The 21,488-nt window shown below is 46.5% G+C and carries 21 protein-coding genes and 1 pseudogene; 19 read left to right on the top strand and 3 right to left on the bottom strand.

Going from position 1 to position 21,488, the window contains the following annotated elements; all coding sequences use genetic code 11:
- The first annotated feature begins 3 nt into the window (after nucleotides 1-3).
- From aroA to cysM, 10 genes and pseudogenes are all read left to right on the top strand, one after another.
- Entirely contained in the window at nucleotides 4-1,323 is a 1,320-nt protein-coding gene (aroA, locus tag GQ359_RS07485) for a 3-phosphoshikimate 1-carboxyvinyltransferase (protein WP_215387934.1), read from the top strand.
- 12 nt (nucleotides 1,324-1,335) lie between these two features.
- Complete coding sequence (cmk, locus tag GQ359_RS07480; RefSeq protein WP_215386358.1) at nucleotides 1,336-1,998, top strand: (d)CMP kinase; 663 nt, start codon at nucleotides 1,336-1,338, stop codon at nucleotides 1,996-1,998.
- Nucleotides 1,999-2,141: 143 nt separating this feature from the next.
- On the top strand, nucleotides 2,142-3,815 hold the full coding sequence (rpsA, locus tag GQ359_RS07475; RefSeq protein ID WP_215301598.1) for a 30S ribosomal protein S1: 1,674 nt from the start codon (nucleotides 2,142-2,144) through the stop codon (nucleotides 3,813-3,815).
- Nucleotides 3,816-3,868: 53 nt separating this feature from the next.
- Nucleotides 3,869-4,165, top strand: a pseudogene (locus GQ359_RS07470) (integration host factor subunit beta); the annotation flags it as partial.
- A gap of 108 nt (nucleotides 4,166-4,273) precedes the next feature.
- Nucleotides 4,274-5,485: a lipopolysaccharide assembly protein LapB gene (gene lapB, locus GQ359_RS07465; protein WP_215386356.1), complete on the top strand. Its 1,212-nt coding sequence runs from the start codon at nucleotides 4,274-4,276 to the stop codon at nucleotides 5,483-5,485.
- A 45-nt stretch (nucleotides 5,486-5,530) separates the two neighbouring features.
- Nucleotides 5,531-6,895 (top strand): UDP-glucose/GDP-mannose dehydrogenase family protein, encoded by a 1,365-nt coding sequence (locus tag GQ359_RS07460; RefSeq protein ID WP_215386354.1) that lies wholly within the window; start codon nucleotides 5,531-5,533, stop codon nucleotides 6,893-6,895.
- Between the two features lie 49 nt (nucleotides 6,896-6,944).
- Nucleotides 6,945-7,874, top strand: coding sequence for a D-glycero-beta-D-manno-heptose-7-phosphate kinase (rfaE1, locus tag GQ359_RS07455; RefSeq protein WP_215386352.1), 930 nt, complete (start codon nucleotides 6,945-6,947; stop codon nucleotides 7,872-7,874).
- Nucleotides 7,871-8,890: an ADP-glyceromanno-heptose 6-epimerase gene (gene rfaD / locus GQ359_RS07450; protein WP_215386350.1), complete on the top strand. Its 1,020-nt coding sequence runs from the start codon at nucleotides 7,871-7,873 to the stop codon at nucleotides 8,888-8,890. The genes rfaE1 and rfaD overlap by 4 nt, the downstream gene beginning before the upstream one ends.
- Nucleotides 8,891-8,987: 97 nt before the next feature.
- Entirely contained in the window at nucleotides 8,988-9,383 is a 396-nt protein-coding gene (locus GQ359_RS07445) for a helix-hairpin-helix domain-containing protein (protein WP_215386348.1), read from the top strand.
- Between the two features lie 41 nt (nucleotides 9,384-9,424).
- Nucleotides 9,425-10,336: a cysteine synthase CysM gene (cysM, locus tag GQ359_RS07440; RefSeq protein WP_215386347.1), complete on the top strand. Its 912-nt coding sequence runs from the start codon at nucleotides 9,425-9,427 to the stop codon at nucleotides 10,334-10,336.
- An 18-nt stretch (nucleotides 10,337-10,354) separates the two neighbouring features.
- Here the strand turns inward: cysM and mltB are convergent, their stop codons facing one another.
- Nucleotides 10,355-11,623, bottom strand: a complete 1,269-nt coding sequence (gene mltB / locus GQ359_RS07435; RefSeq protein WP_215386345.1) for a lytic murein transglycosylase B — start codon at nucleotides 11,621-11,623, stop codon at nucleotides 10,355-10,357.
- Between the two features lie 83 nt (nucleotides 11,624-11,706).
- On the opposite strand from mltB, the gene GQ359_RS07430 reads away from it, so the two are divergent.
- The 5 genes from GQ359_RS07430 to GQ359_RS07410 are packed head-to-tail and all read left to right on the top strand — an operon-like array spanning nucleotide 11,707 to nucleotide 17,904.
- Nucleotides 11,707-12,627, top strand: a complete 921-nt coding sequence (locus GQ359_RS07430) for a histone deacetylase family protein (RefSeq protein ID WP_215386343.1) — start codon at nucleotides 11,707-11,709, stop codon at nucleotides 12,625-12,627.
- A gap of 48 nt (nucleotides 12,628-12,675) precedes the next feature.
- Nucleotides 12,676-14,328 carry an acyl-CoA synthetase gene (locus tag GQ359_RS07425; RefSeq protein ID WP_215301573.1) on the top strand — a complete coding sequence of 551 codons (1,653 nt, stop codon included), beginning with the start codon at nucleotides 12,676-12,678 and terminating at the stop codon, nucleotides 14,326-14,328.
- Between the two features lie 58 nt (nucleotides 14,329-14,386).
- Nucleotides 14,387-15,136 carry an electron transfer flavoprotein subunit beta/FixA family protein gene (locus tag GQ359_RS07420; protein WP_215386342.1) on the top strand — a complete coding sequence of 250 codons (750 nt, stop codon included), beginning with the start codon at nucleotides 14,387-14,389 and terminating at the stop codon, nucleotides 15,134-15,136.
- Entirely contained in the window at nucleotides 15,137-16,072 is a 936-nt protein-coding gene (locus GQ359_RS07415) for an electron transfer flavoprotein subunit alpha/FixB family protein (protein ID WP_215386340.1), read from the top strand.
- 44 nt (nucleotides 16,073-16,116) lie between these two features.
- Complete coding sequence (locus tag GQ359_RS07410) at nucleotides 16,117-17,904, top strand: acyl-CoA dehydrogenase (RefSeq protein ID WP_215386339.1); 1,788 nt, start codon at nucleotides 16,117-16,119, stop codon at nucleotides 17,902-17,904.
- Nucleotides 17,905-17,945: 41 nt separating this feature from the next.
- On the opposite strand, the gene GQ359_RS07405 is transcribed toward GQ359_RS07410, so the two are convergent.
- Both GQ359_RS07405 and GQ359_RS07400 read right to left on the bottom strand, forming a co-directional pair.
- Entirely contained in the window at nucleotides 17,946-18,392 is a 447-nt protein-coding gene (locus tag GQ359_RS07405) for a hypothetical protein (protein WP_215301561.1), read from the bottom strand.
- 55 nt (nucleotides 18,393-18,447) lie between these two features.
- Nucleotides 18,448-18,960, bottom strand: coding sequence for an META domain-containing protein (locus GQ359_RS07400; protein WP_251367852.1), 513 nt, complete (start codon nucleotides 18,958-18,960; stop codon nucleotides 18,448-18,450).
- A gap of 253 nt (nucleotides 18,961-19,213) precedes the next feature.
- On the opposite strand from GQ359_RS07400, the gene rpsP reads away from it, so the two are divergent.
- From rpsP to rplS, 4 genes are all read left to right on the top strand, one after another.
- Nucleotides 19,214-19,459: a 30S ribosomal protein S16 gene (gene rpsP / locus GQ359_RS07395; RefSeq protein WP_011902362.1), complete on the top strand. Its 246-nt coding sequence runs from the start codon at nucleotides 19,214-19,216 to the stop codon at nucleotides 19,457-19,459.
- A 93-nt stretch (nucleotides 19,460-19,552) separates the two neighbouring features.
- Nucleotides 19,553-20,116 (top strand): ribosome maturation factor RimM, encoded by a 564-nt coding sequence (gene rimM, locus GQ359_RS07390; RefSeq protein ID WP_215386338.1) that lies wholly within the window; start codon nucleotides 19,553-19,555, stop codon nucleotides 20,114-20,116.
- A 43-nt stretch (nucleotides 20,117-20,159) separates the two neighbouring features.
- Complete coding sequence (trmD, locus tag GQ359_RS07385; protein WP_215386337.1) at nucleotides 20,160-20,906, top strand: tRNA (guanosine(37)-N1)-methyltransferase TrmD; 747 nt, start codon at nucleotides 20,160-20,162, stop codon at nucleotides 20,904-20,906.
- A 126-nt stretch (nucleotides 20,907-21,032) separates the two neighbouring features.
- Complete coding sequence (gene rplS / locus GQ359_RS07380) at nucleotides 21,033-21,431, top strand: 50S ribosomal protein L19 (RefSeq protein ID WP_114653724.1); 399 nt, start codon at nucleotides 21,033-21,035, stop codon at nucleotides 21,429-21,431.
- The last annotated feature ends 57 nt before the right edge of the window (nucleotides 21,432-21,488 follow it).

Raw genomic sequence — 21,488 nt, 5'->3', positions numbered from 1 at the left:
GGTTTGCCTGATATCCAGATTGGTCCATTTAAGCGAGCTCAAGGCTCGATTGTGTTGCCAGGCTCTAAGAGTATTTCTAATCGCGCCTTGTTATTGGCAGCGCTTTCTAAAGGCACGACAACTCTTAAAAATTTACTAGATGCTGACGATACGCAAGTGATGCGTAATGCGCTTCGCCAATTAGGCCTATCGGTAATCGATCATGCCGACAAAGTTTGTGTGGTTGAAGGTTGCGGTGGTAAGTTCCCCATACAAAACGCAGATCTTTTTATGGGTAATGCGGGTACAGCGATTCGTCCGCTCACAGCAGCACTTGCAATGCAAGGTGGCAACTATCGTTTATCTGGTGTGCCTCGTATGCATGAACGTCCTATTCGGGATCTAGTGGATGGATTACGACAAGTCGGCGCAAAGATTGATTACGAATTACAAGAAGGCTATCCACCGATCAAGATTCTTGCTGCGGATATTGAGATCAAGGATGTTGTTAAGGTGCGCGGTGATGTCTCTAGTCAATTCTTGACAGCCTTGTTGATGGCTTTGCCTTTGGTAGCAAAAGAGCCCGTCAGAATTGAAGTGATTGGTGAATTGATTTCTCGCCCTTATATCGACATCACACTCAAGCTCATGGCACGCTTTGGCGTCAAAGTAGATTGTCCTCATGCGCAGTCATTTGTAATCCCTGCTAAGACTTCTGAGGCAGTCTATCAAAGCCCTGGCACCTTATCGGTTGAGGGTGATGCATCATCTGCTTCTTACTTCTTGGCGCTTGGCGCCATTGGTGGTGGACCGGTGCGCGTCTTAGGTGTGGGCAGCGAGAGTATTCAAGGTGATGTTGCTTTTGCTGATGCACTCGCATTAATGGGCGCTAAGATTTCTTCTGGTGAAGATTGGATTGAAGTCGCTGGCGTGAAAAATGCGAATGGCAAGCTCAACGGGATCACCATTGATTGCACGGAAATTCCAGATGCGGCGATGACGCTTGCTGTTGCTGCACTGTTTGCTGAAGGCCCTACTCGCTTAAACAATATTGCCAGTTGGCGCGTGAAAGAAACCGATCGTATTGCTGCAATGGCAAAAGAGTTGAAAAAAGTGGGTGCTATCGTTGAGGAGGGCGCTGACTACATCGTGGTGCAAGCCCCTCAGTCACTCGCTGACTGGAAGTCTCCTGCAGAGGGCATTGATACTTATGATGACCACCGCATGGCGATGTGTTTCTCATTGGCCGCTTTTGGTCCTAATGCGCTACAGATTAATGATCCTAATTGTGTTGCTAAAACATTCCCCACCTACTTTGCTGAGTTTGCAAAGGTCGTTTCCTAAAACTTGCTGTTGATGAACTTGCCTCCAGTTATCGCGATTGATGGACCTACCGCCTCTGGTAAGGGAACGGTTGCCTCCTTGGTGGCAGAAAAGTTAGGTTTTCATTATTTGGATAGCGGGGCCTTGTATCGACTGGTTGCCCTGGGAAGTCAAAAAGCATCGATTGATACCAAAAATGGCTCAGAACTGGGTATTTTGGCTAAAAAACTGGTGATTTCCTTCAAAAATCGCCAAATTCTGCTCAATTCTGAAGATGTCACTGATGCTATTCGTACTGAGGAGATTGGATTGCGTGCATCTGCAATTGCAGTGCATCCAGAGGTTAGACAGGCCTTGGTTGGGGTGCAGCATGGTTTTAGGACTTCTCCAGGTCTAGTGGCCGATGGCCGTGACATGGCAAGCATCATATTTCCCGATGCAGCTTTGAAGGTTTTTCTCACTGCAACCGCTGAAGCCAGAGCTGAACGTCGGTATAAGCAATTGATAGCTAAGGGAATTTCTGCTAAACTAGAGGACTTGCTGCAGGATTTACAAGCGCGCGATGCCAGAGACAGTAGTCGAGGTGCCGCACCTTTGTTAGTTGCAGACGGAGCCAAGGTGCTAGAAACATCGGAATTATCGATAGATCAAGCTGTTAAGACGGTTTTAGATTGGTATCAATCGAAAATAGCTTAGTTCTTGGTGGGCAGTAAGCAGTAGTAGAAGTTGTTTTGGCGTCTTAAGGAACTCTACAACGCGATTTTCTAATTTAGCGTGTTTCTTGGGACTTTTTTAACCTAACCCGTCAGGCCTTCTGGCGGCACAAAGTGAATATATAAATGTCTGAATCATTTGCAGAACTATTTGAAGAATCATTAACCCGATCGAATATGAAGACCGGCCAAGTTATTTCGGCTGAAGTCCTTCGCATCGACCATAACTTCGTCGTTGTTAACGCTGGATTGAAATCCGAAGCGTTTATTCCTGTTGAAGAATTCCATAACGACGCTGGCGAGATTGAAGTAGCTCCTGGCGATTTCGTTTCTGTTGCTATTGACGCTCTTGAGAACGGCTATGGCGACACAATCCTTTCCCGTGACAAAGCTAAGCGCTTGGCATCATGGATGAACTTGGAAAAAGCTCTCGAGCAAGCTGAGATCGTTACCGGTACTGTTACTGGTAAGGTTAAAGGCGGCTTGACAGTCATGGTTAACGGTATCCGCGCATTCTTGCCTGGATCACTCGTTGATACGCGCCCAATCAAGGACACCAGCCCTTACGAAGGTAAGACGATGGAGTTCAAGGTTATCAAGCTTGACCGTAAGCGTAACAACGTAGTGTTGTCACGTCGAGCAGTTGTTGAAGCTAGCCAAGGTGAAGAGCGCGCGAAGTTGATGTCTAACCTCAAAGAAGGTAGCGTTGTTCAAGGTATCGTTAAGAACATCACTGACTACGGCGCATTCGTGGACCTCGGTGGCATCGATGGCCTCTTGCACATTACCGATTTGGCATGGCGTCGTGTGCGTCACCCAAGCGAGATGTTGACTGTTGGTCAAGAAGTTACCGCTAAGATTTTGAAGTTTGATCAAGAGAAGAACCGTGTTTCACTTGGCGTGAAACAACTTGGCGATGATCCATGGGTTGGTATCGCTCGTCGTTACCCACCAAACACCCGTTTGTTCGGTAAGGTAACTAACCTGACTGACTACGGCGCATTCGTTGAAATCGAATCTGGTATCGAAGGTTTGGTACACGTTTCTGAAATGGACTGGACTAACAAGAACGTTGCTCCAAGCAAAGCTACTGCATTAGGAACCGAAGTTGAAGTCATGGTTCTGGATATTGATGAAGACAAGCGTCGTATTAGCTTGGGCATCAAGCAGTGCAAAGCAAATCCATGGGAAGAGTTCTCACGTGGCCAACAAAAAGGCGACAAGTTGACTGGCGCAATCAAGTCTATTACTGACTTTGGCGTTTTCATTGGTTTGCCTGGTGGTATCGACGGTTTAGTTCACCTCTCAGACCTTTCATGGAATGAGCCAGGTGAAGAAGCTGTTAAGAAATACAAAAAAGGCGACGAAGTTGAAGCTACTGTATTGGCTATTGATGTTGAGAAAGAGCGTATCTCTCTTGGTATCAAGCAATTGTCTGGTGACCCATTCAATAACTACACATCTGTCAGCGACAAGGGTAGCCTTGTAACTGGTACTGTGAAGGCTGTTGATGCTAAGGGTGCAACTATTCACTTGGCTGATGAAGTTGAAGCTTACTTACGTGCTTCTGAGATCTCAACAGATCGCGTTGAAGATGCACGCAATGTATTGAAAGAAGGCGACACTGTGACTGCCATGATCATTAATATTGATCGTAAGTCACGTGCAATCAATCTTTCAATCAAAGCTAAAGACAGCTCTGACCAACAAGACGCTATGAGCAAGCTCCAAGGTGATGCGCAGTCCGGCACAACCAACTTGGGTGCTTTGTTAAAAGCGAAGTTGGACAATCAAGGCTAAATCAATATCGCCGCTTTCCATTAGGAGAGCGGCGGTTTTTTTATTGATAGATCATGTCAGATCAAGAGCAACAAGCAATTACTCGCTCCGAACTCGTGGAGAGCTTGGCGGAACAGTTTCCCCAGCTATTACCTCGTGATGTCGAGTTAGCAGTAAAAACATTGCTAGACACCATGACTCACGCTTTAGCCGAAGGCAAGCGAATTGAGTTACGCGGTGTTGGTAGCTTTGTTTTGCATCACCGTCCTGCGCGTACTGGCCGCAACCCCAAATCTGGTGAGAAGGTATTGATCCCAGAAAAACGGGTGCCCCATTTCAAGCCTGGCAAAGAATTACGTGAGCGCGTTGACTACAAGCCTCTAAAGCAAGTGAGCCCTAAAGAGGGTTCTGGTGCCTAGTCACATAGCGCATATCCAGTGGTCCATTCGGACCATTTTTTTATTTAAGTTCTGTACAGCATGATTCAGATTGCAACCGCTTGGCTCCTGTTATTGCCAGTCATGTTTGGTATTGGCTGGCTGGCTTCGCGCTGGGATCTGCGTCTTGAGAATCGTATGGATGAGCGCGAGCGTATGCGTCAGCAACGCTCAACCTTTAAAGGTTTAAGTCTCTTATTAAACGAGCAGCCAGATCAGGCGATTGAAACTCTAGTCAAGATTGCTCAGCTTGACCCTGAAACCATTGAACTTCATTTTGCTTTGGGTAATTTGTTCCGTCGCCGTGGTGAGACTGAGCGCGCCATTCGAGTGCACCAACACTTGGCCAATCGCGATGATTTGAAGCCGCGCGATCGAGACCATGCTGCTTATGAATTAGGCCGAGATTTTCTACGTGCTGGTTTATTAGATCGCGCCGAAGCATCTTTAAACCGTGTGGGTGAGGGCAAGTTTGCAGCGCCTGCGAAAGAGAGCCTGCTCGAGATGTATCAGATCGAGCGAGATTGGAAGAAGGCCATTATTGCTGCTAGCGAACTCGCAGGCTTACAAGGAAAATCCCACCATACTGAGATTGCACAATTTCATTGTGAGTTGGGTCAAGAAGCACTGCGCCGTAAGGATTTGCCAGAGGTCGAGCAATCTGTTCAATTGGCCTTGCAAGCAGTTCCGCATCATGCCCGTGCGCTGATTTTGCAAGGCGATTATCTGATTGCCATGGATCGTCCAGCCCAGGCAATTGAAGTGTGGGCCGTGATTGCTAAAACACATCCTGCTTACATGCATTTACTTGCAGATCGGTGGATGGCAGCACATGCTGCGCTAAATAAAGCAGATGAAGGCTTAAGTGCACTTTGTGAATTGTTAAAGACCCAAGCTTCTGGTGAGTTGCTTGATATTGTGCAAAAGCATATGACTCAAATTCGTGGGGCACAAGCCGCTGAAGTGATGCTGGTTGAAGTGATGCAGCATTCACCAAGCTTGAGTGCACTTTCTAAGCTGGCTGAGACTCGTTTGGCTTTAGCAGAAAGTAACGGTACACCAGAGCGAGTATCAGATTTACAGGCAACACTCAGTTTATTGAAGCAGCGCACAACAAGCTTGGCCCGCTATACCTGTGGCAATTGCGGTTTCCGTGCACGACGTTTTTACTGGCAGTGCCCGGGTTGTAACAATTGGGAGGCATACTCACCAAGACGCAGTGAAGGTGCCGTTCCTAGCGGCCCTTCAATGTAATCTGCGTTGCGATTACCAATCTAATAAGAATTATTTGGAGCTATCTTGAAAGTCACCATCATTGGAAGCGGTTACGTTGGTCTTGTTACTGGAGCTTGCTTAGCAGAGCAGGGTAATAGCGTCTTTTGTGTTGACTTAGATTCTAAGAAGATTGAGATTCTGAACTCAGGTGGCGTGCCCATCTATGAGCCAGGCCTCAAAGAGATGATTGAGCGCAATCGCGCTGCTGGCCGCTTGCAGTTCTCTACTGATATTGCTGCTTCTGTTGCCCATGGTGATATTCAGTTCATTGCGGTTGGCACTCCTCCCGATGAAGATGGCTCGGCTGATCTTCAGTACGTTGTAGCAGCAGCCCGCAATATTGGTCGCCATATGACGACTCCTAAAGTGATTGTTGATAAATCTACTGTTCCAGTGGGTACAGCCGATAAGGTTTCTGCTGCAATTACTGAAGAATTAGAAAAGCGTGGCCTCTCACCAGAACTGTGCTCCGTAGTTTCTAACCCGGAGTTTCTCAAAGAGGGCGCGGCAGTAGAAGACTTTATGCGCCCAGATCGCATTGTGATTGGCACACAAAGCACCCCAGCGGGAATGCGCGCAAAAGAACAGATGCGCAAACTCTATGCACCATTTAATCGTCACCATGAGCGTACCTATTACATGGATGTCAAAAGTGCTGAGCTGACTAAATACGCAGCTAATGCCATGTTAGCTACTCGCATCTCTTTTATGAACGAGCTGGCCAATTTGGCTGATTTAGTAGGTGCTGATATTGAAGCAGTGCGCCAAGGTATTGGTTCAGACTCACGCATTGGTTATGGATTTTTGTACTCCGGCACCGGCTATGGTGGCTCTTGCTTTCCAAAAGATGTTTCCGCTTTATCCAAGACTGCAATTGAGTATGGCCGTGATCTGAAGATTTTGGATGCTGTCGAGGCGGTGAACGAAGCTCAAAAGTACATCCTCGTAGAAAAGATTGAAAAACGCTTTGGTGCGGATCTGAAGGGCAAAAAGTTCGCCATGTGGGGCTTAGCATTTAAACCGAATACAGACGATATGCGTGAAGCCCCAAGTCGTGTGATTATTCAAGAACTCGTTAAACGTGGTGCACAGATAGTGGCCTACGACCCAGTAGCCATGCCAGAAACTAAGCATTGCCTCGATATAGACTTTAAAGGTAACCCAGAAGGTCTCAAACAAGTCACTTTAGTGGATGACCCTATGGCAGCCACTCAAGGTGCTGATGCTCTAGTCATCGTGACTGAATGGAAAGCCTTCCGTAGCCCCGACTTCGATCTTCTCAAAGCCAAGCTCAAGAACCCGATCATCTTTGATGGCCGTAATCTGTATGAGCCGCAAGCTATGCAAGAATTAGGCATTGAATACCAAGGTATTGGTCGTCATAATTAATTACCAGCAAAAAGAATCTATTTGAAAGATTAGAGAGATTAGTTACATCGTGGAAAAAGCCAACCGAGAACAATTTTCTAAAGCCCGTTTATTAGTGGTGGGCGACGTCATGCTGGATCGCTATTGGTTTGGCGATACAAATCGGATCTCTCCAGAAGCGCCAGTTCCTGTAGTTCAAGTGGGTAAGATTGATGAACGTTTAGGGGGCGCAGCTAACGTAGCGCGTAACGTTGCAGCACTTGGTGCTAAGACAACAATTTTAGGTGTGATTGGCGATGATGAGCCAGGACATCGTGTTACCGAGTTGCTGAAATCCAGCCACGTTGATAGTCAACTTGAGGTGGATGGCAAAGTGCCAACCACTGTGAAGTTACGTGTGATTGCAAGACAACAGCAATTGATTCGTTTGGATTTTGAAGAAGCCCCTAGTGAGGCTGCTCTCGCTCATAAGTTGGAGCGTTATGAGAAGCTAGTCGGCGATGCTGATGTGGTGATTTTGTCTGATTACGGCAAAGGTGCATTGGGACAGGTCGCTTTGATGATCGAGCAGGCTCGCGCTCAGAAGAAGATGATTTTGGTGGATCCTAAAGGTGATGATTACGCTAAATATCGTGGTGCTACTGTACTGACGCCTAATCGCAGTGAGTTGCGTCAGGTAGTTGGTCAATGGACCAGCGAAGAAGATCTCACAAAGAGATCTCAAGATCTTAGAAAATCATTAAATTTGGAGGCGCTTCTCCTGACTCGCTCTGAAGAGGGTATGAGCTTATTTACTGAGGCTGGTGTGAGTCATGTAAAAGCACAGGCACGCGAAGTATTTGATGTGTCTGGTGCAGGTGACACCGTCATTGGTACGCTGGCAGTGGCGCTGGCAGCTGGCTGGCCCCTGGAAAGAGCTATGGCTTTAGCTAATCGAGCTGGTGGTATTGTGGTTGGCAAGTTAGGAACAGCCACCGTTACTTCTGAGGAATTGCAATGACGATTATCGTAACTGGCGCCGCTGGATTTATCGGTGCCAATATTGTTCAGGCGCTCAATGCGCGAGGCGAGAAAAATATTATTGCCGTAGATGATTTACGTCCTGCGGATAAGTATCGTAATTTGGCCGATCTAGACATCATTGATTATCTTGATAAGGATGAGTTTCTAGAAGCATTTAGAAGCGGTCGTTTTGGTAAGGTCAGGGCGGTGTTTCATGAGGGGGCTTGCTCCGATACGATGGAAACTGATGGCATCTTTATGATGGCAAATAATTTCCGCTACACCATGGACTTGCTCGATATCTGTACAGAACAAAAAGTGCAGCTACTCTATGCTTCTTCCGCAGCTACTTATGGTGGATCAGATGTTTTTGTCGAAAGCCGTGAGCATGAGAAGCCATTGAATATTTATGGCTACTCTAAGTTCTTATTTGATCAAGTCATGCGCAAGCGTTTTGCTGAAAAATCTAATGCTGCTCAAGTAGTTGGATTTAGGTACTTCAATGTCTATGGTCCTCGTGAGTCACACAAGGGTCGCATGGCTTCAGTAGCCTTTCACCAATATCACCAATACAAAGCCAATGGCAAAGTAAAACTCTTTGGTGAATATGGTGGTTATGCTGCTGGTGAGCAGAGTCGTGACTTTGTTTCAGTAGAAGACGTAGTGAAAGTAAATTTGTATTTCCTGGATCGTCCAGAAATCAGTGGCATCTTTAATCTCGGTAGTGGTCATGCGCAGCCATTTAATGATGTGGCTCATGCGGTAGCAAACGCCATGCGTAAAATCGATAATGCCAAGCCTGCTAGCCTTGAAGAGTTGGTTAAAGAAAAAGCGATTGAGTACATTCCATTTCCAGATGCACTCAAAGGCAAGTACCAGTGCTTTACTCAGGCTGATTTAACTAAGTTGCGTGCCGCTGGATACTCAGAGCCCTTCCTCAATGTTGAGCAGGGTGTCAGTCGTTATATCGCCTGGCTATCGGCCAATGCTGATTTCTTGGCAAGCCCGCTTTAGATTTTAAAAAGCAGTCAACAGACTGAATTTCTATTCGTTGTAACTGATCCACTTGCACTTCGTGTGAGTGGATTTTTTATTAACCGATGGAGATTACATGAATCAATTATTAAAGTCCTTAGTATTTTCGGTATTGGTTGCTGTCTCAGCTTTATCTTCAGCCTCACCAATTAACGTCAATACGGCCACCCAGTCCGAGCTAGAGAGTATCAAAGGTATCGGACCATCTAAAGCGAAAACCATTATTGCGGAGCGTTTGGATGGTGGGCATTTTCAGGATGCTAATGATTTACAAAAACGCGTACGTGGCATTGGTATGAAATCAGTTGAAAAGATGGTGGATAACGGCTTAACTATTGAGGCGCCCAGCTCCTTTCGTGAACCGCATGGTAGGACGAATAAAGAGGGAGTCAAGGCTAGTAGACGCAGCTCTCGTGGTCAAACTAGCTCTCGCCATAGTGCGGATCGTGCGGAAGGAAATCGCCGAAATTAAACCCTTTTACGTCTAGCCTGGCTTATGGCTAAAATGGTTTCATGAGCACACCTTCTTACTTAACTATTTCACAGACCGTGGGTAATACACCCCTGGTTCGTTTGCAACGTATTCCTGGCGCTGAAAACGATTCAAAAGGTAATCTGATTCTAGGAAAGTTGGAGGGTAATAATCCAGCGGGGTCGGTTAAGGACCGGCCTGCGCTGTCGATGATCCTGCGCGCTCAAGAGCGTGGTGAAATTAAACCAGGCGACACTCTCATTGAAGCAACTAGCGGTAATACTGGTATTGCTTTGGCCATGACTGCTGCGATGTTGGGCTACAAGATGGTTTTGGTGATGCCCGAGAATCAAAGCATTGAACGTCGCCAAAGTATGGCTGCTTACGGTGCAGAGTTAATTCTGACAGCAGCTTCTGGTGGTATGGAATTTGCCCGTGACTATGCACTGCAATTGCAAAAAGAGGGCCGCGGTAGATTGTTAGATCAATTTGCAAATCCGGATAACCCACGTGCCCATATCGAGACTACTGGCCCGGAAATCTGGCGTGATACTGATGGTCAAGTTACGCACTTTGTTTCATCGATGGGTACTACTGGAACTATTACTGGAGTGTCAACTTATCTGAAGTCCATGAATCCCGATATTCAGATTATTGGTGCGCAACCGGAAGAGGGTTCGCAGATTCCAGGTATTCGTAAATGGGCTCCAGAGTATCTGCCAAAGATTTATCAGGGCGACAAGGTTGATCGTATTGAGTATGTAAGCCAAGCGGATGCTGAAGAGATGGCCCGTCGCCTTGCTGCAGAAGAGGGTATCTTCTGCGGTATCTCAGCTGGCGGGGCTTTGGTTGTTGCCTTACGAATTGCTCGCCAAGTAGAAAATGCCACGATTGTCTTTATTGTCTGCGACCGTGGCGACCGTTATCTTTCTACTGGAGTTTTCCCAGCGTAAGACATTCAATCTAAGCTATTAAGCCTGCTTCGGTTTTTTCTTATTAGCAGGCTTCTTCGGCTTGGATTTGACCGGCTCCCCTGACTTTGTTTCTGACTTCGCTTTGCTTGCGGTAGTGGGAACGACACTTTGATTTTTATAGCCTAGCACTTCTGCAAACTCAGCAACACTTTGTGCGTAAAAGTAACTGCGGTTGTATTGCACAATCGTCAGAAAATTATTAAGTCCAACTACGTAACGAACCTGATCACCACCATCTTTGTCGGGGTAAGGTAGATCAACAATGAGGGCCTTGCTTTGTGGCTCAACACCCCCAGCCTGAAGATAGCCTTGCTCTTTAGTGAGGATGCCTTTTGCGATGAGCTCTTGAACCGAGTATTTGAGTTGTGGCTCTCCATCTGCTAGCGCTCTCGCCTCACTGACTGCCCCTTCCTGCACAGGGAAGTAAATCGGCATTCCAGGTTGCCAGCCATGCTTTCTCATAAAGTTAGCCACGCTAGCAATAGCATCCTTAGGACTTTGTTTAAGGTCAATGCGCCCATCACCATCGCCATCTACTGCGAAGCTGCGAATACTACTTGGCATGAACTGTGGCAGGCCAATCGCACCAGCATAGGAGCTGTTCTGATTCAGGCAGGCATTAAAGCGAGTTTGATTCAATCCTTGCTGACTATTATTGGCGGGCAAGCTGCCACCCCCTTCAGTCCAGCACATCAGGATGAGTTCTTGCAGTTGGTCTTTAAAGAGCTGCTCTCGACTGGCTTTGTTGGGTGTATCTGGGTAGCTAAAAGCTAATGTAGAAAGTGCATCCTTGACCCGGAAATTACCAGTTTGACGGCCATAAATGGTTTCAATACCAATAATGGAGACGATGATTTCAGCTGGGACGCCTGATTCTTGTTCAACCTTGCTTAAGAATGCCTGGTTTTGCTCCCAAAAGACCTTGCCAGCTTTCAGGCGAACTGGCTCAATAAAACGCTTGCGATAGGCGACCCAATTCTTTTTAAAGCTGCCCGATGGGGGTAATACCAATTTGCGTATGGAAGGGATCGTTTTAGCATCAGAGAAACCCAATTCAAGGCTGGCCTGAGGGATTCCTTGGGTTTGGGCAATTTGAGCGATTAATTCATTGAGATTTTGGCTAAAACGGGCTTCTGTTGCGACATCTTCAGACTGGTTTACGATAGTCTCTGTAGGGCTAACTTGCTGAGTGGGGATGCTGGAGCATGCCCCTAGCAGTAGGGTTATAAATAGTATTGATGTGGGATTGGAGATGCGAAAATTCATGGATAAGAAAGTGGGTTTTTGATGTTCTGCTGGGTTTAATTAAATTATAAAAATTATAGTTTTGCTATTGAGGATTTCTAGTAATGACAACAGGATACATAACTCATCCAGACTTTCTAAAGCATGAGATGGGTAGTCATCACCCCGAGTGCCCAGAGCGCATTCAGGCAATTAATGATCAGCTGATTCGCAGCGGTGTAGATCGTTTTCTGCATCATTTAGATGCGCCATTAGCAACTGAAGACCAATTGGAGTTAGTTCATAGCCCAGATCATATTGCCTTTGTTAAAGAGCGTTCGCCTGCTAGCGGTTACTTCATGCTCGATGGTGACACTATTATGAACCCTCATACCTGGAGTGCCGCTCTGCGTGCTGCGGGTGCTGCTATCGCCGGTGTGGACGCCGTAATGAAGGGTGAGGTTGAAAACGTGTTTTGTGCGGTGCGCCCGCCAGGCCACCATGCGGAGCCAACGCGCTCTATGGGATTTTGTGTTTTTGATAATGTTGCCGTAGCAGCACGATATGCGATGGAACAGTATGGTATTGAGCGTGTCGCCATTATTGACTTTGATGTCCACCATGGCAATGGTACTGAAGCTGCATTTTTTAATGATCCCAATGTGCTGATGTGTAGTTTCTTTCAGCACCCGTTTTATCCCTACAGCGGCTTAGATGGGGCAAACAATATGGTGAATGTTCCGCTTCCTGCATCTACACGTGGTGATGTGGTGCGCTCGATAGTGGAAGAGCAGTGGTTGCCTCGTTTACGAGACTTTGAGCCAGAGCTCATCATCATCTCTGCAGGCTTTGATGCTCACCGTGAGGATGATTTGGGGCAGATGGGCTTGGTAGAGGATGACTATGCTTGGATGACTAAGCAGCTTAAAGAGGTTGCAAACCAATATGCTCAAGGTCGCATTGTCAGTTGCCTAGAGGGTGGCTATAACCTTTCTGCTTTAGGCCGCAGCGTGGTTGCACATGTGAAAGCACTCGCAGATATCTAATTGAAATTAGAAGTTCAGATTAAAAAAAGACCAATATTTAAGGCGCATATGGCTAATATTTTTGAGCAAGGTTTAGAGCGAAACTCAGCCAACTTCACTCCGATTACCCCACTATTATTTCTTGAGCGATCGGCCCAGGTGTATCCAGATCGCTTGGCAATCGTTCATGGCAAGCTGCGCCAGACTTGGAGTCAGACTTATGATCGTTGTCGTCGCCTAGCAAGCGCTCTGCAAAAGCATGGAATTGGCTTGGGTGATACCGTTGCCGTGATGTTGCCTAATACACCCCCAATGGTTGAGGCGCACTTCGGAATCCCGATGGCTGGAGCGGTATTGAATGCCTTAAACACCCGCCTTGATCCAGAGTCAGTTGCCTTTATGTTGAATCATGGTGAGGCAAAAGTGGTGATGGTGGATCCCGAATTCTCGGGAGTGATGAAAAAAGCCCTTGAGATCGCCAAGAAAGAAAGTGGCCGTGAGTTTTTAGTAATTGATGTCGAGGAAAAAGAGTTTGATGTTCCTGGTGAAAAGTTAGGCACACTAACTTATGAAAAGCTTTTATCTGAGGGGGACCCCCAGTTTGCATGGCAAGTCCCTGCCGATGAATGGCAAGCCATTTGCCTCAATTACACCTCAGGAACCACTGGCAATCCAAAAGGCGTGGTGTATCACCATCGTGGCGCAGCCATTAATGCCGTCTCGAATATTTTGGATTGGGATATTAATAAGCACCCCATTTATCTCTGGACACTCCCCATGTTCCATTGCAATGGTTGGTGCTTCCCCTGGACGATAGCTGCTCGTGCAGGTATTAATGTCTGTCTACGTCGCGTTGATGCGCAACATATTTTTGCTGCCATTAAAGAGCATGGTGTTACGCATTACTGTGCGGCTCCCATTGTGCATAACCTATTAGTCAATGCTCCCGATGAATTAAAGGAGGGTGTTCCTCCTGGAGTGAAGGGTTTAATCGCAGGCGCCGCACCTCCAGCTTCGATTATTGAGGGCATGGAAAAGCTCGGGTTTGATTTGACGCACGTCTACGGATTAACTGAGGTCTACGGTCCCGCAGCAGTTTGTGTAAAGCAGGATGAGTGGAATGAGGTAGATATTGGTGAGAGGGCTCGACTTAATGCCCGTCAAGGCGTTCGTTATCACATGCAACAAGCAATTGCCGTTCTTGATCCTGAGACTCTTAAGCCTGTGCCTGCTGATGGTGAGACCATGGGCGAAATTATGTTTAAGGGCAATATCGCCATGAAGGGTTACCTCAAGAATGAGAAGGCAACTAAAGAGGCCTTTGAGGGAGGCTGGTTTCATTCTGGTGATTTAGCAGTGATGAACCCTGATGGCTATATCAAGATGAAAGATCGTAGCAAGGACATCATCATTTCTGGCGGTGAAAATATTTCCTCTGTGGAGCTTGAGGATGTTCTCTATCGTCATCCAGCAGTGATGGCTGCTGCAGTAGTTGCCAAGCCCGACGATAAGTGGGGCGAGACACCTTGTGCATTTTTGGAGATCAAGCCGGGCATGGAAGTGACGCCCGCTGACATCATCGCCCATTGCAAGCAGCATCTGGCTGGCTTTAAGGTTCCAAGAGCCATTGTTTTCTGTGAGCTACCAAAGACCTCTACCGGCAAGATTCAGAAGTTTGAATTGCGCAAGCAGGCAGGATCCGCTTCAGCAATCGACGTCTAACTCTAATTGGTGTTAGACGGATAAAATAGAAAAGTTACTCAAAAATAGAGAATTCAGCATGAAAATCTTAGTTGCAGTAAAGCGTGTTGTTGATTACAACGTCAAAATTCGAGTTAAATCAGATAACTCTGGTGTCGATTTGGCGAACGTCAAAATGAGTATGAATCCTTTTGATGAGATTGCAGTGGAAGAGGCGGTTCGACTCAAGGAGTCAGGCGTTGCGACTGAGATAGTAGTAGTTTCTGCTGGCCCAACGCAGTGTCAGGAAACATTGCGCACCGCCTTAGCAATTGGCGCTGATCGCGCCATCTTGGTAGAGACTGATGCTGAGTTGCAGCCATTAGCGGTTGCGAAAATTCTGAAAGCCCTTTCTGAAAAAGAACAAGCGCAGATTGTAATTTTGGGTAAGCAAGCAATTGATGACGATAGCAATCAGACTGGACAGATGTTGGCTAGCTTGATGGATATTCCGCAAGCCACTTTTGCTTCCAAAGTGGTAGTTGCAGACGGTAAAGCAAGTGTGACCCGCGAGGTAGATGGTGGCTTAGAAACAATCGCGATTACTTTGCCCGCGGTGATTACTACTGACTTGCGTTTAAATGAGCCGCGTTATGTAACTTTGCCAAACATCATGAAGGCGAAGAAAAAGACTTTGGAAATTATAAAACCCGAAGATCTTGGCGTAGATATTGCTCCACGCCTTAAAACTCTCAAAGTGGAAGAGCCCCCAAAGCGCTCTGCTGGTGTGATGGTGGCTGATGTAGCGGCTTTGGTAGATAAACTTAAAAATGAAGCGAAGGTGATTTAAATGGCCGCACTTGTTATTGCTGAACACGATAATCGATCCTTAAAGGCAGCCACGCTCAATGCGGTAGCGGCCGCTTTACAGTGCTCCCCTGAGGTAGATGTATTAGTAGCTGGTAGTGGCGCTGATGCTGCCGCTTCGGCTGCTGCCCAAATTGCTGGTGTGCGTAAAGTGATTCAGGTAGATTCTGCATCATTAGCCGATCAACTAGCGGAGCCTTTAGCTGCGCAAATTCTTTCGATTGCTAATGGTTATAGCCACATCTTGGCGCCTGCAACTGCCAATGGTAAGAATGTATTGCCAAGGGTAGCTGCAAAGTTAGATGTTGCACAGTTATCGGATATCACTAAGGTTGTCTCGTCTGATACCTTTGAGCGCCCGATTTATGCCGGTAATGCGATTGCTACTGTGCAATCTACCGACCCCGTCAAAGTGATTACTGTTCGCACAACCGGGTTTGATCCAGTTGCTGCAAGTGGTGGATCTGCTGCAGTAGAAAAGCAAACGGCTGCTGAGGTTTCTGGCAAATCATCTTTTGTGGGTCGTGAGCTCACTAAGTCAGATCGCCCTGAATTGACTGCCGCCAAAGTGATCGTTTCCGGTGGTCGTGGTTTAGGTTCTGGCGAGAAGTATCAAGAGATCGTTGTGCCATTGGCTGATAAGTTAGGTGCAGCGCTAGGCGCATCGCGCGCTGCAGTGGATGCCGGTTATGTTCCAAACGATTACCAAGTGGGCCAGACTGGCAAGATTGTTGCTCCACAGTTATACATTGCAGTAGGTATCTCTGGCGCTATTCAGCATTTAGCTGGAATGAAGGACTCTAAGGTGATCGTAGCGATTAACAAAGATCCAGAAGCACCAATCTTTAGTGTTGCTGATTATGGTCTCGTTGCTGACTTAAATACCGCTGTACCTGAACTGACTAACTTGCTTGGCTAGGATATCCCTTTAACTATCTTTACACCTAATTCATAGGAATACTTATGCCGTATGTAGCTCCAGTAAAAGACATGCTATTTGTGATGAACGAACTAGCGGGGCTATCTCAGGTTGTTTCTTATCCTTCCTATGCTGAGGTTGGAGCTGATGTCGATTTAGCCCCAGCAATTTTGGAAGAGTCCGCCAAATTCAATCAAGATGTTGTAGCACCCCTTAATTGGGCTGGTGATCAAAATCCTAGCTCTTTAAAGGATGGCATCGTTACAACTACACCTGGCTTTAAAGATGCTTTTGAGCAATTTGCTGCAGCAGGTTGGCAGGGCGTTGTTCATCCTGCAGAGTTTGGTGGTCAAGGCTTACCAAAGCTCATTGCAACTGCATGTTTTGAGATGGTTCATTCGGCTAGCCTATCGTTTGCTTTATGCCCAATGCTGACCGATGGTGCAATTGAGGCCTTGTTAACTGCAGCAAGCCCTGAGTTGCAAGAGCGCTATGTGCCGAAGATGATTTCTGGGGAGTGGACTGGCTCCATGTGTCTCACGGAGCCTCAAGCGGGCTCTGATCTATCAATGGTGCGTGCTCGTGCCGTGCCTGAAACTGATGGCGCATACAAAATTTTTGGCACCAAGATCTACATCACCTATGGTGAGCACGACATGGCAAAAAATATTGTCCATCTCGTATTGGCTAGAACGCCAGATGCTCCAGAAGGTGTGAAAGGTATTTCTTTATTTGTGGTGCCGAAGTTCTTGGTGAATGCAGATGGCTCACTTGGTGAGCGTAATGATGTTCACTGTGTCTCGATTGAACACAAGCTTGGTATCAAGGCTAGCCCAACTGCAGTTTTACAGTTTGGCGATCATGGTGGCGCAACTGGATATTTAGTGGGCGAAGAAAATCGCGGCCTGGAATACATGTTCGTAATGATGAATGCAGCTCGCTTTGCAGTTGGTATGCAGGGTATTGCAGTTGCAGAGCGTGCCTATCAAAAGGCGGTGCAGTATGCAAAAGACCGCGTACAGAGTCGCGATCTAGCCGGCTCTCCAGGTCCTGTAGCAATTATTCATCAGCCAGATGTGAAGCGGATGCTGATGACTATGCGCGGCTATATTGAGGCATCTAGAGCCCTGGCGTATTACGCTGCAGCTGCATATGATGCCCAACACGCATCCCTTGATGAAGCTACCCGCAAGCAGAGCCAAGCGGTGTATGAATTTCTGGTGCCGATTGTGAAAGGTTTCTCAACTGAAATGTCGATTGAGGTGGCTAGCCTCGGTGTGCAAGTGCACGGTGGCATGGGATTCATTGAGGAGACGGGCGCAGCACAACACTATCGTGATGCCCGCATTCTGACAATCTATGAGGGCACTACGGCTATTCAGGCAAATGATCTGATTGGTAGAAAAACGGTGCGTGATGGTGGCGCAACTGCAAAACTATTCTCTGAAAAAATTCAGCAAACTGAAAAAGATCTCGCAAGCAGTGGCACCGCAGATGCAAAGGCAGTGCTGAAGCAATTAACCGCGGCACGTATTACTTTTGAATCTGCTGTTGAGTTTATTGTGGCAAATGCAAAGACAGATGTTAAGGCTGTCTACGCCGGTAGCTTTGCTTACTTGCGTTTATGTGGCTTGGTATTGGGTGCCTGGCAAATGGCACGTGCCTTACTGGCTGCGCAGAAGCTACGCGCGGGTGATCCTAATTTCTATGATGCCAAGATTGCCACTGCACGATTCTTTGCGGAAAATCTATTGCCGCAATCTCAAGCTCTAGCAACCTCGATCCTAGAGGGCGGGTATTCCACTAATGCGCTGACAGCGGAGCAGTTTTAGGATTTAAAAAACTGTCACCGCCATTCAAAAAGCTATCCGCATTACTGGGATAGCTTTCTTGCTTCCTGAAGCTGTGAAATAAAGAATTGCTCAAAGGCAATGGCGAGGAAGGTCATCATGACGCCAGCGCCAAATACTAAAGAAAAGATCACAGTTAATACAACCGGCCAGCCTGATTTAGTGGCTTTGCTCGGATCTATGTTTGGATTAAATTCTGCATCCCACTTTTCGTCAGCACGTAAACCATAAGCTATGGTGGTTAGCCAGCTCGCCTCGAAGCTGATAAAGCCAAAGGTGATGAGAACCCAACCAGGCGCAGAATTAAATTGCGAGTCTTTGAGAATCAGCCAACCAGCAATTCCACCAATAAACGAAAAGAGTTGAGCCCAGCCCCAGAAGGATTTAAGTCCCTGCAAATAAAAACAGTTCAAGCCAGTACCTGGGAAAAATAATCCGAGAGAACAGAATAGGAGTTTGTACTTTTTCATTCAGACTTTCAGTGATGAATTTCAATTTCGATAAAGGGTATTTTATTTTGGTGAATTACTTTTTTTGCATAAAGCTTAAGACTTGACGATCTGCGCCAATCATCAACAGTTGATCGCCATTGCGCACAATCGAACGGTAATCATTTAATTCATAGAGAAAGTCATTCTCTAGCTCCATGCGTTGTGGTGTACAGGCCATCTTTGTTGCGGCTATCTGATCAAGCGAAAAGCCTCTGGCATCTTCAGTAATGCGAGCAGTAAACCGATTGCATCCTGTAGACCCACTCACACGTTCACCATTGGCATCAAAGATGATTTGGATTGGGTTGCTATTGTCACCCTGAGGAATTTGTCTGGTACGAACCTCGCCTCTGGCATTAGGTGCGAGATTCCAGCGAACTAACTCCCATTTGGTGTTTCGGAATTCAGTGCTGGGAGGGCTGGTTTTGGCGTTGCAGGGCGGAATGACATTGGCACAGGCAGTCAAAAAGCTTAAGCCTAGGCAAGAAAGAATCAGAAAAAAGCGCTTTATAGGGCCTCTCGAGGGTCTAAAAATAGCAGTTTTCATGGTAATAATTCTGTAAGTAATTGATTTTAATAATTATTTTAGCTTTGCTTGCAATCTATTCTACTGTTGAAGCTAAAAGGGTGCGCGCTTAAATAGGTGGATCAAGTAGGGGTTTTCGTCTAGAATATGAGGTTTTCCGCTATACCGTGCATTTGTTTTGTTAATTTGCTCAGTTAGCAGGAGCCCAAGATTTTTTAGTAATTTCACTGGGTTGTAATCAACCTGTTTTCATTTTAGATTTTAAGGAATAAGTATGGTCGTCATTCGACTGGCACGCGGCGGTTCAAAGAAGCGCCCTTTTTATAGCATCGTGGCTACTGACAAGCGCAATCGTCGCGACTCGAACTTTATCGAGCGTATTGGTTACTTCAATCCACAGGCAGCAGCGACTGAGCAAGCAATGCGTATTGCTCAAGATCGTTTGACCTATTGGACTGGTGTTGGCGCGCAGATCTCTCCAACAGTAGTTCGTTTAATCAAAAACAATCCTGCAGTCTAAAGACTTCAAATCCAAAGACTTTCTCTCAATGATGAAGTCTTTGGTAGCAGAATTTACTGGTAGTGTTATTTGGGGAGTTGAGGTGGCTTCAATATGAATACACCTTCCCTAGATGATTTGATTGAGCTCGGTGCAGTTCAGGACGCTCAAGGCTTACAGGGTCAGATTAAGGTTCGCCCTCATTCCTCCGATCCCGTAGCCCTCTTATCAAGCAAAGAACTTTGGTTGTCTCTCATTCCTCGTCGGAGTGCGGGTGTTGCTGCGTCTCATGAGCAGGCTTCATTAAAGCTATACAAGGTAAAGCTGGCCAAGATGCATAGCGGTACCGTAGTGATCGCTTTAGATGGCATCACCGATCGTGATCAGGCCGAGGCTTTAAAAGGTACTCGCATCTTAGTTGCACGCGAAGTATTTCCAAAAGCAGGCAGCGATAGTTATTACTGGGTCGATCTGATTGGTTGTAAAGCAATTAATCTCGAAGGCAAGAGTCTGGGTGAGGTGATTGACGTGAACGATAATGGCGCCCACGGAATCATTGCTCTTGGCGATCCAGAAACTAAGACAGTAAAACAGTTAGTGCCTTTCGTAAAAGAAGTGGTGCAAAACGTTGACTTACCTAATAGACTCATTACTCTAGATTGGCAGCTTGACTGGTAGTAGGCTCTAAGCTCAAAAAAGTAACTGATCTTCCATTTCCAATATGCGCTTTGATGTAGTCACCTTATTTCCTGAAATGTTCTCTGCCTTAACGCAGTGGGGCATCACTGGGCGCGCCTGTGAGCAAGGCCTTGCTAAGGTCAACCTCTGGAATCCTCGGGATTATTGTTCCGATCCACGTAAAACTGTGGATGATCGTGCCTATGGTGGCGGTCCTGGCATGGTGATGATGGCGAAACCTTTGGAAGATACGATATTTGCTGTTAAAGCGGCTCATCAGGCGCAAAACATTCAATCTGGTCCTATTTGCCTCTTGGCACCTCAAGGCGAGGTCTTTTCTCAGAAGATAGCGACAGATATCCTCAATTACGGCAATTTAACCTTTATTTGTGGTCGATATGAGGCCGTTGACCAGCGTTTTATCGATCGAAATGTCGATTTACAGCTTTCGATGGGTGATTTTGTGGTTTCTGGTGGTGAATTACCCGCTATGACCATGATGGATGCGGTTATTCGCCTTATTCCAGGGGCCTTAGGGGATGGGGAATCTGCCGTCCAAGATAGCTTTATTAATGGCCTTTTGGACTATCCACACTACACCCGCCCTGAAATATATGAAAATTTATCTGTACCAGACGTGCTTTTGGGCGGACATCACGCTAAAATAGCGGATTGGCGTCGGCAGAAGTCTTTAGAGCTGACGTTCAAGCTTAGACCTGATTTAATTAAATCAGCAAGAGCAAATGGGTTGCTAAGTAAAGAAGATGAGCAATTTCTTCGAACGCTGTAAGTAATTATGGTTTTGAATGAAGTGTTTGTGTTTTGATTTAGTGAAATGGTTTTAACTGCATCCTCTGTCTGGTCCGTTGATGAAAATCTCGGGATTAAACGCTGACAAGATGTTTAAGGATTAATAATGAATTTGATCGAAAAAATTGAGCAAGAAGAAATTGCTCGCTTAAGTGCTAACAAAGTGCTTCCTACTTTCGCTCCTGGCGATACAGTAGTTGTTGGTGTAAACGTAGTTGAAGGTACACGTAAGCGTACCCAGGCCTTTGAAGGCGTTGTGATTGCTAAGCGCAATCGCGGACTCAATTCCAGCTTTATCGTTCGCAAGATTTCATCTGGTGAAGGTGTAGAGCGTACATTCCAAACTTACTCACCATTGATCGCTAGCATTGAAGTGAAGCGTCGCGGTGATGTACGTCGCGCGAAGTTGTACTACTTGCGTGATCGTTCAGGTAAGTCTGCACGTATTAAAGAAAAACTTCCTGCACGCAAAGTTAAAGCAGTTGCTGAGACAGCCGCGGAATAAGGTTTGCTTTAATCCAAAAAGAAGGCGGCCTAGGCTGCCTTTTTTATTCCCCTAAAA

It is taken from the genome of Polynucleobacter sp. AM-7D1 (assembly GCF_018688455.1).
Lineage (GTDB): Bacteria > Pseudomonadota > Gammaproteobacteria > Burkholderiales > Burkholderiaceae > Polynucleobacter.
The sequence above is the reverse complement of the archived record's forward strand: the minus strand, read 5'-3'. Positions and strand labels throughout refer to the sequence as shown.

Bases quoted from the DNA above. Each gene is read 5' to 3' on its own strand.
- rpsP (WP_011902362.1), top strand. From the start codon at position 19,214: ATGGTCGTCATTCGACTGGCACGCGGCGGTTCAAAGAAGCGCCCTTTT.
- trmD (WP_215386337.1), top strand. From the start codon at position 20,160: ATGCGCTTTGATGTAGTCACCTTATTTCCTGAAATGTTCTCTGCCTTA.
- rfaD (WP_215386350.1), top strand. From the start codon at position 7,871: ATGACGATTATCGTAACTGGCGCCGCTGGATTTATCGGTGCCAATATT.
- lapB (WP_215386356.1), top strand. From the start codon at position 4,274: ATGATTCAGATTGCAACCGCTTGGCTCCTGTTATTGCCAGTCATGTTT.
- GQ359_RS07410 (WP_215386339.1), top strand. From the start codon at position 16,117: ATGCCGTATGTAGCTCCAGTAAAAGACATGCTATTTGTGATGAACGAA.
- GQ359_RS07430 (WP_215386343.1), top strand. From the start codon at position 11,707: ATGACAACAGGATACATAACTCATCCAGACTTTCTAAAGCATGAGATG.
- rpsA (WP_215301598.1), top strand. From the start codon at position 2,142: ATGTCTGAATCATTTGCAGAACTATTTGAAGAATCATTAACCCGATCG.
- GQ359_RS07445 (WP_215386348.1), top strand. From the start codon at position 8,988: ATGAATCAATTATTAAAGTCCTTAGTATTTTCGGTATTGGTTGCTGTC.
- cysM (WP_215386347.1), top strand. From the start codon at position 9,425: ATGAGCACACCTTCTTACTTAACTATTTCACAGACCGTGGGTAATACA.
- rplS (WP_114653724.1), top strand. From the start codon at position 21,033: ATGAATTTGATCGAAAAAATTGAGCAAGAAGAAATTGCTCGCTTAAGT.
- GQ359_RS07425 (WP_215301573.1), top strand. From the start codon at position 12,676: ATGGCTAATATTTTTGAGCAAGGTTTAGAGCGAAACTCAGCCAACTTC.
- GQ359_RS07420 (WP_215386342.1), top strand. From the start codon at position 14,387: ATGAAAATCTTAGTTGCAGTAAAGCGTGTTGTTGATTACAACGTCAAA.
- mltB (WP_215386345.1), bottom strand. From the start codon at position 11,623: ATGAATTTTCGCATCTCCAATCCCACATCAATACTATTTATAACCCTA.
- cmk (WP_215386358.1), top strand. From the start codon at position 1,336: ATGAACTTGCCTCCAGTTATCGCGATTGATGGACCTACCGCCTCTGGT.
- GQ359_RS07405 (WP_215301561.1), bottom strand. From the start codon at position 18,392: ATGAAAAAGTACAAACTCCTATTCTGTTCTCTCGGATTATTTTTCCCA.
- rimM (WP_215386338.1), top strand. From the start codon at position 19,553: ATGAATACACCTTCCCTAGATGATTTGATTGAGCTCGGTGCAGTTCAG.
- GQ359_RS07400 (WP_251367852.1), bottom strand. From the start codon at position 18,960: ATGAAAACTGCTATTTTTAGACCCTCGAGAGGCCCTATAAAGCGCTTT.
- GQ359_RS07415 (WP_215386340.1), top strand. From the start codon at position 15,137: ATGGCCGCACTTGTTATTGCTGAACACGATAATCGATCCTTAAAGGCA.